General features: G+C 37.9%; 10 protein-coding genes. 4 read left to right on the forward strand and 6 right to left on the reverse strand.

The window, feature by feature from the left end:
- Window positions 1-19: 19 nt before the first annotated feature.
- Complete coding sequence (locus tag GQR87_RS11330) at window positions 20-1573, reverse strand: tryptophan halogenase family protein (protein ID WP_158969390.1); 1554 nt, start codon at window positions 1571-1573, stop codon at window positions 20-22.
- Window positions 1574-1656: 83 nt separating this feature from the next.
- Window positions 1657-4413, reverse strand: coding sequence for a TonB-dependent receptor (locus GQR87_RS11335; RefSeq protein WP_158969392.1), 2757 nt, complete (start codon window positions 4411-4413; stop codon window positions 1657-1659).
- 250 nt (window positions 4414-4663) lie between these two features.
- Here GQR87_RS11335 and GQR87_RS11340 point away from each other — a divergent pair, with 250 nt between their 5' ends.
- Window positions 4664-5812: an aldose epimerase family protein gene (locus tag GQR87_RS11340; protein WP_199271603.1), complete on the forward strand. Its 1149-nt coding sequence runs from the start codon at window positions 4664-4666 to the stop codon at window positions 5810-5812.
- A 69-nt stretch (window positions 5813-5881) separates the two neighbouring features.
- Here the strand turns inward: GQR87_RS11340 and GQR87_RS11345 are convergent, their stop codons facing one another.
- Entirely contained in the window at window positions 5882-6496 is a 615-nt protein-coding gene (locus GQR87_RS11345; RefSeq protein WP_158969394.1) for a PolC-type DNA polymerase III, read from the reverse strand.
- Between the two features lie 257 nt (window positions 6497-6753).
- Between GQR87_RS11345 and GQR87_RS11350 the strand changes: the two genes are divergently transcribed.
- The 3 genes from GQR87_RS11350 to GQR87_RS11360 all read left to right on the forward strand — a co-directional run bounded on the left by GQR87_RS11350 (window position 6754) and on the right by GQR87_RS11360 (window position 8899).
- Complete coding sequence (locus tag GQR87_RS11350; protein ID WP_158969396.1) at window positions 6754-7203, forward strand: DoxX family protein; 450 nt, start codon at window positions 6754-6756, stop codon at window positions 7201-7203.
- A 25-nt stretch (window positions 7204-7228) separates the two neighbouring features.
- On the forward strand, window positions 7229-7924 hold the full coding sequence (locus tag GQR87_RS11355) for a pirin family protein (protein ID WP_158969398.1): 696 nt from the start codon (window positions 7229-7231) through the stop codon (window positions 7922-7924).
- 81 nt (window positions 7925-8005) lie between these two features.
- On the forward strand, window positions 8006-8899 hold the full coding sequence (locus tag GQR87_RS11360) for a LysR family transcriptional regulator (RefSeq protein ID WP_158969400.1): 894 nt from the start codon (window positions 8006-8008) through the stop codon (window positions 8897-8899).
- On the opposite strand, the gene GQR87_RS11365 is transcribed toward GQR87_RS11360, so the two are convergent.
- From GQR87_RS11365 to GQR87_RS11375, 3 genes are all read right to left on the reverse strand, one after another.
- Window positions 8892-10067, reverse strand: coding sequence for a multidrug effflux MFS transporter (locus GQR87_RS11365; RefSeq protein ID WP_158969402.1), 1176 nt, complete (start codon window positions 10065-10067; stop codon window positions 8892-8894). The genes GQR87_RS11360 and GQR87_RS11365 overlap by 8 nt on opposite strands.
- A 300-nt stretch (window positions 10068-10367) precedes the next feature.
- Entirely contained in the window at window positions 10368-11177 is an 810-nt protein-coding gene (locus GQR87_RS11370) for a TauD/TfdA family dioxygenase (RefSeq protein ID WP_158969404.1), read from the reverse strand.
- A gap of 92 nt (window positions 11178-11269) precedes the next feature.
- The gene (locus GQR87_RS11375; protein ID WP_158969406.1) at window positions 11270-11878 is read right to left on the reverse strand and encodes an NADPH-dependent FMN reductase; all 609 of its coding nucleotides are present in this window, start codon (window positions 11876-11878) and stop codon (window positions 11270-11272) included.
- Window positions 11879-12086: the final 208 nt, after the last annotated feature.

Genomic DNA, 12086 nt, shown 5'->3' on the forward strand with positions numbered 1-12086 from the left:
CCTATTTATTAAAATAATACTAAATCGTTTGTAACCCGTAACGACGGATTTTGTTTAATAATTCTCTATTACTAGGCAGGGTATCTAATAAATGTTTTGTTTGCTCTAGATTCTTTTTTAGCAAGCTCTCGGCCATTTTTTGCTGATGATTTGATACACCAAAATGATTAGGCTGTGTTTTAAACCCCATGCCATATAAAACGTATTGATAACTCGCTGCAGGAAATACTTCTCTAACATGTTCAAAGTCATTATGCCAAGGCGTGTGATACTGCCATAAACTTAATAATTCTTGTAAACTTTCTGGAATAGTTTGTGGATCTCTGTGATCAATCCAAAATTGGCTGTCTGCACGCTGACTCAACATATAATGTAACTTCAGAAAATCAATGATACGTTCCCATCGGTACAAAAATGTTTTATTAAATCGTTTGGCCACAATTTCCATTGTTTGTCTGTTTGCCGGTAATTGTTCTGCAATCATTTCAGCAGAAACTTCAACTAATACCAAAGCAGAAGCTTCAAGAGGCTCTAAAAAACCTGCAGAAAGACCTACAGCAACACAATTGTTTTTCCAAAATACTTCTCTATGACCAGCTTTAATATCAATCTCTTTTACCGATATTGTTTCTGGTGCTGCAAAACTCTCGGATACATAATTCATCAACTCTTGATGAGCATTATCTCGACTTGTATGCTGGCTTGAATATACATGCCCTACCCCTCTGCGGTTTTGTAGACCTATATCCCAAATCCAACCATTAGATTGTGCAGTAGAGATAGTATGAGAGGCAATAGGGCTATACTCTTCAGGATACGGCACATGTAACGCTATGGCTTTGTCTACAAATAAAACATGGTCACAAGAAATAAACGGCACCTGTTGGTTCTCTCCCAACAGTAAAGATTTAAAGCCCGTGCAATCTACGAATAAATCACCATTAAGTTCGCCATTTTCTTTAGTTATTAACGAAACAATATTGCCGTCTTCAGCGTTATTAATATGCAGCACATGGTCAAGCACATGTTTTACTTGTAGATTATCTATGCAATGTTTTTTTAGAAATTCTGAAAATGCACCCGCATCTAAGTGGTAGGCATAGTTTGCCATAGCTGAATATTCGGCAGTGGTAATCAATTTTGGTGCTTTACCTAATTCACAAATAGCTTCTTGAGGGCAAACCCATTGTGAAAATGACAGTTCAGACTGAACATTTTGCCAATTGTCAGCCATATTAAAGTTATCAAAATCTTGAGGTAAAACCAGTGGATGATAATAAAAGTCTTCTTGCGCGCCTGTTACCCATTTAGCAAACTTAGCACCTTGTTTAAAGGTCACATTACACTGGCGAATAAAATCTGTTTCTCGTATACCCATTTTTTTTAAGGTATTACGCATAGTGGGCCAAGTACCCTCGCCTACACCTATAGTTGGCACGTTAGGGGATTCGATTAAGGTAATCGAAAATCCTGTTTTATTTTGTTTTTTTAACTTTGCAGCAATAGTGCCTGCCGTGATCCAACCAGCAGTACCGCCGCCAACAATAACAATTGACTCAATCGGTTTTGACATGCATTCACCTTGTATTTATCCAATAAAAAAGGGTAGCCATAACTTCGGCTACCCTATCGTTTTTATTTAAAAATTGCGAATGATTAAAACGAAGCTCTTACACCAACATTGTAACGAGCGCCATATTGTTCAAAATCAATAATTTGATTAGAGAAACGGCCATGGCGACGTGTAGTTTCATCGGTAATATTAATAGCATCAATAAATACAGAAACCGTATCGTTTATGTCATAGCTAGCTGACACATCAATTTGTGAATATGCTTCAGTAAAAGTTGGGGAATTTCCACCGGCCAACAGAAATTCATCACGCCAGTTGTAAGCAACACGAATAGAAAAGTCTTCTTTTTCGTAAAAACCTACTAAGTTGGCTGAATCACTTAAACCTGTTAAAGCAAAGTCATTGACTAAGCTGTATGGGTTATATACGTCAGTTTCATTAACCAATGTGTAGTTAGCAATAGCACCAAAGCCTGTTTCGCCAAACATATGTTGCACATTAAATTCCCAACCATTCACTTCAGTCGAATCAATATTCTGTGGAACTGAAAATTCCCATGTAATCACCGGATCTGTTGGTTGAGATACACAAGCAGCGATTGGATCAGCGACCGTCCCTTCCGGACAATTTCCTCTGGGGTTAACTGACGGGTCAGTCAACAGTCCAGAGGGTCCTTCAATAACTCGGTCTTCCTCTCGAATAGCAATAAAATTATCTACTTCTTTTCTAAAGTGTCCGACAGAGATATAACTTGCGTCGTCATAATACCATTCCACTGATAAGTCTAAATTCTTCGCTTCGTAAGGCAATAAGTTAGGATTACCTTCGGATGCTTTAAATGGCCCACCAGAACGGTGAAGATTTAAGCTAGTTGCTGGGAACATAGAACCAATATTACTGCGTGCAATCGTATTACTATAAGAAAAACGTGCTACAAGATCTTCTTGAATTTCTAAACTTAAATTCATACTAGGTAAATAATGGCTATATTTACCATCTAAAATTGTGGTTACTTCATCGTCAGCCAAAATTGCCGACATTTGTAAGGGAGTGATCCAGTTAAAACCAATAGTAGGCTTAAGTACTGAGTAAGATGTTACGTCTGTAGTTTCATGACGTAAACCTAAATTAGCCGTAAAAGGCATGCCATTAAAATCGGTGTCAAAATCGAACGATACGTAAAGTGCGTTTGTATCTTCTTCAATACCATTTCTACTGTGACTGGCGGGGTTGTATTTATCTTGTGAGCGAACAAGATCCATAAACTGCGCGGCACTAAAGGTTGATCGTTGTTCAAAGCCAATATCACCCGGTGAAAATGTTAAATCAAGGCCAGTTAAATCTAATTCATCACCACCTAGAGCAAAGTTTGCACTATAAATATTATCACTATCCACTTCATAAACAGTGTTTGAATAACCAAAGTTAATTGCGACTAAACCACCATCATCTAAATTTTCCCAACGACCATCAATTTGAATTTGAGTGATAGTATTTTCAATTTCATATCCACGTTCTTGGTACAAATCACCTTCTATATTAGCTTTATTAAATGCTCCTCCAGGCAATGCAGAATCATCATATGAAACAGATGGCATATCAGTAGAAAAATCAGCTCTAATAGTCACTGGAGCGGCATCACCAAATGGATTTTTTAAATTGGTTACCACTTCGGCAGGTAAACCACCTGGGTTTGCATGAGAAGTAGATTGATGCGCATCAAAATCAAAGCTTAAACTATCAGACGCTTGCCATTCTAGATTTAAACCAACCGAGTCATTTTCAGTTTTATAGGCATATTCCCAAGCCCAAAAGTTTAATTCATCATTTTCACGTGCTGGGTTTATGATTGTGCCGTTTACATCGGCTTTACCGGTTTGAACATTATCAAACCAAAAGCTTGTGCGGTTCATGGTGCTTTTTTCATCTAAGCGAGAAAGCACATAATCGAATGTTGCGGTTATGTCATCATTAGGCGCCCATTGTAAAACTAACTGAGCATTTTGACGCTCACGCTCAGTGTCTTGTGCATCAAGGTCCACAGTAGGCACACGCCAAGTATTTAAATCTGGATTTCTAGTCGTATCAATAGCACTGGTATCTGGATTTTCTTGTCCTGGATATCCAGTAGCCCAACCACCTTGTGTGCCTACACGATCTGTATGACTATCACGAGCAGCATGAGATACCGCGAATAACACACCAAAAGTATCATCAGCAAAGGTGTTACTAACCATAGCTGAAACTTCAGGCGTAACTTTACTACCTGTATCAACACTGGTATCAATCACGCCTTTTAAACTTCCGGCAGCTTTAAATCCGCCATAAGCTAAAGGTCGACCTGTTTGAATATCAATTGTTGCACCAATGCCACCCGAGTTAATATCGGCACGACCAGTTTTATGTACTTCTACAGCAGAAACGGTTTCTGAACCTATTTCGCGAAAGTTAAAACTTCGAGAGATACCAGCAGATGCCAATGCTGACGAATTTGGCATTTGACGACCATTCAAAGTCACTAGGTTAAAACTAGGGCCAAAACCACGAACCGTAACTTGGTTACCTTCGTTATTGGCTCTGTCAATTGAGACACCTGTTATACGTTGTAAAGATTCTGCTAAGTTTGTATCTGGAAACTTGCCTATGTCTTCTGCAGTAATGGCATCAACTACCCCAGTAGATTCACGTTTAATATTTGCCGCGCTAGCAAGAGAACCTCTAATTCCTGTTACGTTAATTACTTCAGTTTCATCAGTAGCTTGTTGGGCCTGTGCGGTAGTACCCGCCGCTAACATCATGGAGATTAGTACTGAATTTAGTTTAAATTTATTAGTAATCATCAATTTTCCTCGAGCGTGTGTATTATTGTTATAGAAAATATACATATTCTCATATGTCTTAACCCATACTACACATTAAACAATATATTGTTAACAATAAATAATTAAAATAAATGTAAACTTTTGTAAACATAATGTTTATATTCATGAAAGAGTTAACTGAATCATATGTAAAAAACAATCTTTACTGCTAGACAGATTCCCTTTACTCTTTGCTTTATATACAAATAACAACACTAGGAAAATAATAATGTTTATAACTAATACTAGGTTTTGTCGACTAATGTTGGCAGTGATAATCATAACCAATGTCGGTTGCTCTGCTGAAAAAGAAAAAGTTTCGTCTATTGAATTGTCAATTAATCAAACAAAATTTGGTATGTATAATGGCCAAGAGGTTTCGCTTTTCACCCTTACAAATGCCAATGATATGACGGTTAAAATCACCAACTATGGCGCGACAGTCACAAACATCATCATTCCAGATAAGAGCGGAAAGCTCGGATCTATCACTACTGGTTTTGATAATTTTGAGAGCTACTTTAATGATGATTATATTGAAAACTCGCCATATTTTGGTGGCACGATTGGCCGTTACGCCTCTGCAATGAAGAATGCAACGTTTGAGCTTAATGGTGAAAATTACAATTTAGATAAAAACATGGGGGAACATCATATACATGGTGGCTCAGTAGGGTTTGATCGCCAAATGTGGCAGGCAGAGTCAATTACCAACGACAGTTACGTTGCAGTAAAACTGACTATGATCAGCCCAGACGGTGACCAAGGTTATCCAGGCACTGTGAACGTATCTGTAGAATATCAACTTAATAACAACAATGAATTGAGTATTCATTATCTTGCTGATACAGACAAAGCGACCCCTTTATCTCTCACCAATCATACGTATTTTAATCTAAACGGCTTCAAGCAAAACATCCTAGATCACAAACTGCAACTATCAAGCGACTACTATTTAAAACCCGATGAAACAAATATTGCTGATGGCACATTGGTAGCCGTAAAAGGAACGGTAACAGACTTTAATCAATCAAAACGTATTGGTGAGGCCTTTACCCAATTGCCTATGGGTTTTGAACACTTTTATGTATTTAACAATCCTCAAAAAGCATTAAATAAAATTGCCACAATAACTGAAGCAACCAGTGGCCGTTCATTAGAGGTATTCAGTACTGAGCCAAGCACTCTTTTGTATACTGGTCGTTATACCTCTGACAATTTAGCCAGAGAAGACGGTACCCAATATGGCCAGTTTAAAGCGTTTTGTATTGAAACCTCTAAGTACCAGAACGGTCCAAATATCAAAGGTTCACCACGGACTATTTTAAAGCCTAGTGACAAATACGATGAAACTACTGTGTTTAAGTTAAGTTGGTAAGTATTTTTCACGTAACAAGATAACAAAGGGTTGATTAATCAACCCTTTTTCATCCTTTCTCCGCCAAGTTTAAGCCCAACTACTCAGTAAACTTTGTACTTTTTGTTTAGGCGTTTTGGCTAATCTTTGTGTTAATAGAAATGGAATAGAACCAAGATTATATGTTTGTTGCATATCCGCTAGCATAATTAACCAAAATTTTGCGGTCATTTCTGCATCGTATAAAGCTCGGTGAAATTCACCAGCAGATTGAATGTTAGTATAACGAACTAAACTTGATAATTTGTGATTTGGTGCTTGTTGATATATTCGTCTGGCCATCAACATAGAGCAAGAAAATTGTCCCGAGTAGCTGCGTGAAATATTTGCTAGTTCAGCATCCAAAAATCGTTTATCGAAAGACGCATTATGTGCTACCAGATTATAGTCACTGATAAAATTAGCAAATTGCTGCATAACCTCTTCACATGGTGCGGCTGTTTTAAGCATAGCATTGGTAATGCCAGTATAATTTTCTATAAACCCACTGACCCGTCTACCTGGGTTCATTAAGGCTTGAAACCTATCTATGACCATGCCGTTTTGAATTTTAACCGCGCCGATTTCAATTGCCCGATCGCCATAGTCTGGTGACAAACCCGTTGTTTCAAAATCCAGTACTATGACCGTATCTGCTTGACTCATTAATTCTATTTTCCATAAGGGTTATAAGCATAAAAAGTAACGAATTATACCTAGCTGTTACTATAACTAGTTAGCCTATTTTCTTTTAGCTATGTACAAAATTATTCAGCAACAGTTTTCATTCAAAAAATTTGAACTGTTAATGCAAAACATTCCGATTTTTTATCTTTTCTATGTGAACTAAAGTTATTCCAGCAGCAAATTTGCTGACAAAGATGAAACGTTAAATATATTAAACTGAATTTTAAGGAATACAAATGAACACCCAACAAATCACTAAACTATTATCAACGACAGCAGGATTAGCTCCTTTAGCATTACGTATACCAGTAGGTATTACTTTTATTGCCCACGGTGCGCAAAAATTATTTGCTTCTTTTGGTGGATATGGTCTTGAAGGCACGGGCCAATGGATGGCATCAATTGGCTTAGAACCGGGCTACTTAATGGCATTATTGGCCGGCAGTGCTGAATTTTTTGGCGGTATATTTATTTTAATAGGATTGTTAACTCGTCCAACTGCATTAGTATTGGCTATCACTATGTTGGTCGCTATATTCACTGTGCATATCGAAAATGGTTTATTTATGTCAAACAATGGGTATGAGTTTGCATTAGCATTGCTGGCAATCACAGTTTCACTGGTATTTTCTGGCTCAGGTAAACTGGCAGTTGATAACTTAATCGTTAAAAATTGGCTTAAGTAACTTTTATTAATATAGGACAATTATTATGATCGACATACGAAAAGCTGCCGACAGAGGCCAAGCTAATTTTGATTGGTTAGACAGCAAACATACATTTTCATTTGGTTCTTATCACGATCCTAAACATATGGGCTTCTCTGCATTACGCGTGATCAATGATGACACCATAGCCCCCGCGACTGGTTTTGGTACCCATGGTCACAGAGATATGGAAATCATCACCTTTGTGACGCAGGGCGTTATTGAACATAAAGACAGTATGGGCAATGTTCAACAATTACCTAAAGGTGAGTTTCAAATAATGTCTGCAGGCAAAGGAATAACACATAGCGAATATAATGGTTCAGATTCTGACCCTCTTAAACTTTTACAAATTTGGATCGAACCAGAAAGTTTAGGTGGAATTCCGGGTTATCAACAAAAAGACTTTGGCCAAACTCAAGGCTTAACGCCTATCATTACGCCAAACGGTGAAAATGGAACCCTTAAGATAAAACAACAGGCTAGTGTCAGTCATTTGTATTTAGCTAGCGGCACCCAGCAGCAACTTAACATAACAAATAACCGCAAAGTATTTATCCAAGTGGTAGAAGGACAATTAAATATAAGTGGTCAAATTCTAAAGCCTGGTGATGGCGCTAAAATTACAGACCAATCAATTCTGCAATTAATCAACAATAGCCAACAAATTTTAGAAGCCTTAGTGTTTGATTTACCTTAAAGTACACGTATGCAGTGGATTATTCGATGTGAATTTTAGTTCATACAATAATCCACTTTTTTAAAAGGATGATCTCCACAAATGCGCAACGCTATTACACTTGATGCTATAAGAGTGATCGACACCATACATCAAAAAGGCAGTTTTGCCGCTGCTGCAGAAGCTTTATTTAAAGTCCCTTCTGCCCTCACGTACACCATACAAAAATTGGAAACAGACTTAGGCGTAGTATTATTTGATCGCAGTGCCAAACGCGCGATATTAACTCCGGCGGGATATTTACTTATTAAAGAAGGTGTTGCTCTTTTAAAAGCCACGTCCCAACTGGAAGAAAAAATTCATCAATTAGAATCAGGTTGGGAAACATCGCTGACCATAGCCAAAGATACGATAATTCCTGACCAGCAAATATTTGATATTATTGGCAGTTTTTGTCAGTTAGACAAACAAGTAGAAATCAACATTATAGAAGAAGCTCTTGGCGGAGGCTGGGATGCTCTACATAGCAAACGAGCAGACATTGCAATTGGTTTAACCGGCGAGTTACCTAAAGGGCAATTCGACGTACATCAAATGGGTTCTGTTGAATTTGTCTTTGTAGTGGCCAACCAGCATCCATTAGCTAATTTTATTGGGCTACTTGAAACTCAGCATATTAAACAATATCCCAGCATAGTTGTAGCAGACAGTTCACGTACTTTACCTAGTCGTTCCTCTGGCATTTTCGAGAGTAAACAAACAATTCGGGTCAGTAATATGCAAAGTAAAATACAAGCCCAAGTCCAAGGGGTAGGTGTTGGTTTTCTGCCCTTACATTTAATTAAATACCACTTAGCTGAAGGCACATTAATAGCTAAAAGTTGTGCCCTCCCCCGTCCTGCAACACCTATCTACATGGCTAGTGAAAAAGGCAAGCAGGGAAAAGCACTAAACTGGTTCTGCCAACAATTAAAACAACAAGATTGGTTTAAGTAAACATGATCCTTGTTTTCATTTTCGGCCAACGCCAAAGGGCATAAACGGGTATTGCTATTAACATCATTAACGTTAGCTGTTCTGCTTCATTCAGTGGTAATAACTGAAACAATCCTACGATAACTGCAGCACCACTCATTTGAAAGAAACCTAATAATGCCGATGCTGTACCTGCATTATTTGAAAACGGCGCGAGAGCCTGGCCTGAACATGCCCCCATCAATAAGGAAACACCAAATGAACTCACCATTACGGGTAACATAAATCCTATAGGACTAGGAACTTGTAATAGCGTTAGCATCAACAAACCGGCCACAATCAGCATCACCATGCCAAAACCTATGGTTTTTCTTGCCCCCCAACTTTTTAATACTTTTGGAGCTGAAAGACATGTAGCAATATTAAGTGTCGCATTTAAACTAAACCAAAAAACAAATTCAGACTGACTTAGTCCTAATCTAGCCATTAACCAAGCAGGCGAACTACTGACATAAGCAATAATAATAGCCATTGCCAACATCACTACCATTGAATGAAATAGAAATACTGGATGTCTTAATATTGGTTTGTAACGGGCCAAAGAGAGCAAACGTTTATACTGTGTGGTCTGTGCTGGACGAGTTTCAGGTAAAGTTATAGCGATAATCGTTCCAGCGAAAACGGCATAAATAGCCATAAATTCAAAGTTACTACGCCAACCAAAATGTTCTGTCAATATATTACCTAGTAGTGGAGCCAACGCTGGAATACAGCAAATAGCTCCATTAAGATAACTATACATCATGCCACTTTGTAAGGCGTCATATCGATCGCGAACACAAGAAAATGCGGCAACTACAATTGCACAGGCACCAAACCCTTGAATCATCCGCGAGAATAATAACAATTCAATATTAGAGGCCATTGCTGTCAATATCGAAGCAACCCCGTAGATTAGGATGCCAGCCAATGCGATAGGTCTGCGGCCATAACGATCAGCCAGCGGACCACTTACTAATTGACCAAACCCCATGCTTAAAATATATACAGTAATACTAGCTTGTATATATGTTAAAGATACCGAATATTCCTGTGCCATGATCGGTAATGCGGGTAAAAATAGATCAATCGCCAGTGGACTAAAAATTACCATCAATATTAATAACAGTAATGGACTTTTACTTTTCATCTAGTTCTCCGGTAACTTAATGAGGAAATATTACGGCATAGCTTACATAGAACGTAAATAAACAGCAGAATGAAAAGCTTGCTGCCAAATAATGGCTAAAAAACTTAAGCTATTAGGGATTGTTGATCTTCATTGTGCAATTACCACACAAGCAGCGGCAATAACATCCATTCAAGGTCAACCGCCGCTATTTTCGATGTATAAGTTTGATTAATTTAATCACTAATTGTGATTGTGCGAATAGAGCAAAGTAGCCTAAGTCACCAGAAAAAAGCGCGTTAACTCCCCTGCTTCATGTCATTATTCTGGTTTTTCCCCTGCCATAGTGACCCTATAACCTGAACGTGTCTGAGGGAAGTAGTCCCATACAGCAAAATGTTGCGTACAGCGGTTATCCCAAATAGCAATTGAATCGGGTTGCCAAGTAAAGCGCACCTGAAAATTAGGATCTTTAACATGGTTATAAAGCATAGTAAGAATGCCTTCACTCTCGGTTTTAGATAGGCCCATTATGCGTGTGGTATACGAAGAATTGACATATATAGACTTTTTACCGGTAACAGGATGAGTACGGATAACGGGGTGCACATTGCATGGATAGGTTTTTGAATAATCACCAAAAATAGCGTGATATACATGATTAGCGTCATGTTCTGCTTCTAAGCCTGACAAATATTCTTGCATTCTAGGTGAAAGCGCATCATAGGCGGCATACATAGATGAAAACAAAGTATCACCACCTATATCAGGTATAGTATGTAAATACAGCATAGAACCCATAGGCGGCTCTGCATTACAGCTCAAATCAGTATGCCAATTATCACCAGCCACATATTTAGAATCTTTATCTGCATGTATCGCCACTATGTCCTCATGGCCTTCTATGCCAGCTACCCCTGGATGAATAATTAGATCTCCAAAGATACGACCTACCTCCTTATGTTGTTCATGATTAATAGGCTGATCACGAAAAAAAATCACTTGGTACTCCATAATCGCATCGAAAAGTTGACTGCGTATATCTGCTGATAATTCTTCAGTCAGGTCGACATTAGAAATCTCAGCGCCAATGTTTTGAGTCAGTGCTTTTATTTGTAATTTATTATTCATTTATTCCTCTTACGATTACATATCGTGATTTTTGATAAACTGTATTGACCAAATAGTTATCTAAATTGTTCTTTAAATAGTTGTCTAAATGACTACATGCCAAATTTATACAAACTATAATTGCTTACTTCGCTTTGACGTACTGAACTTAACGCTTTGGAATACTCTAATAAGATATCGATGGTATGCTGCAGTCTAGCGCGGATATATATATCATCAGTGTCATCAGATACTTTTTCTTCATTGAAACACTGTTTAACATTTCGAACAATTAAATGGTCTGGGATCCAGCACAGGCGGTTATTTTTTGTACTACTAATACGTAATTCCGCTATCGGTAAATAGCCTCCAACTGAAGCAGAAATTGCAATAATTAAGCCTGGCTTATTCGCCATATCTTTAACATCAGTAAACAGAAAGAAATTCTTTAAACAACTCGGCACCATGCCATGCCAATCTGGGGTAATAACGATAAAGCCATCACATTCCTTAAGTTCTGCTGATATTGGTTTCCATGTGACTTGCAGTTCACCTTGTGGTTCATACCAAAAACTATCATCAAAATTAGGAAGCGGTGCCTTTCCTAAATCAAGAACAAAGGTATCAATACTTTGTGTATTAAGTTGTTCTTGAATAAATGCGCCCACCTTGGCGGTTTGCGATTTACTACGCTGACTTCCACAAATAATACCTATTTTCATGATGCTATCACTGCCTTTATATTAATTATTGCTACAAACTATATTCACGGCAGTAAATTTACGTGATGGTAACTGATAGGTCTTGCCGAATTCTGCACAAAAACTTGTATCAACTTATCTTAATCTGCTATATCGACGCTTTAATTCAATTATGTTGGCGGTTTAGTACAAGATAACCAGATTAACGATTTCTATAATGATGCCTTGA

Source organism: Paraglaciecola sp. L3A3 (genome assembly GCF_009796765.1).
GTDB lineage: Bacteria > Pseudomonadota > Gammaproteobacteria > Enterobacterales > Alteromonadaceae > Paraglaciecola.

Excerpts from the sequence above, each read along its gene's own strand:
- GQR87_RS11330 (WP_158969390.1), bottom strand. The coding sequence starts at position 1,573 with ATGTCAAAACCGATTGAGTCAATTGTTATTGTTGGCGGCGGTACTGCT.
- GQR87_RS11335 (WP_158969392.1), bottom strand. The coding sequence starts at position 4,413 with ATGATTACTAATAAATTTAAACTAAATTCAGTACTAATCTCCATGATG.
- GQR87_RS11340 (WP_199271603.1), top strand. The coding sequence starts at position 4,664 with ATGTTTATAACTAATACTAGGTTTTGTCGACTAATGTTGGCAGTGATA.
- GQR87_RS11345 (WP_158969394.1), bottom strand. The coding sequence starts at position 6,496 with ATGAGTCAAGCAGATACGGTCATAGTACTGGATTTTGAAACAACGGGT.
- GQR87_RS11350 (WP_158969396.1), top strand. The coding sequence starts at position 6,754 with ATGAACACCCAACAAATCACTAAACTATTATCAACGACAGCAGGATTA.
- GQR87_RS11355 (WP_158969398.1), top strand. The coding sequence starts at position 7,229 with ATGATCGACATACGAAAAGCTGCCGACAGAGGCCAAGCTAATTTTGAT.
- GQR87_RS11360 (WP_158969400.1), top strand. The coding sequence starts at position 8,006 with ATGCGCAACGCTATTACACTTGATGCTATAAGAGTGATCGACACCATA.
- GQR87_RS11365 (WP_158969402.1), bottom strand. The coding sequence starts at position 10,067 with ATGAAAAGTAAAAGTCCATTACTGTTATTAATATTGATGGTAATTTTT.
- GQR87_RS11370 (WP_158969404.1), bottom strand. The coding sequence starts at position 11,177 with ATGAATAATAAATTACAAATAAAAGCACTGACTCAAAACATTGGCGCT.
- GQR87_RS11375 (WP_158969406.1), bottom strand. The coding sequence starts at position 11,878 with ATGAAAATAGGTATTATTTGTGGAAGTCAGCGTAGTAAATCGCAAACC.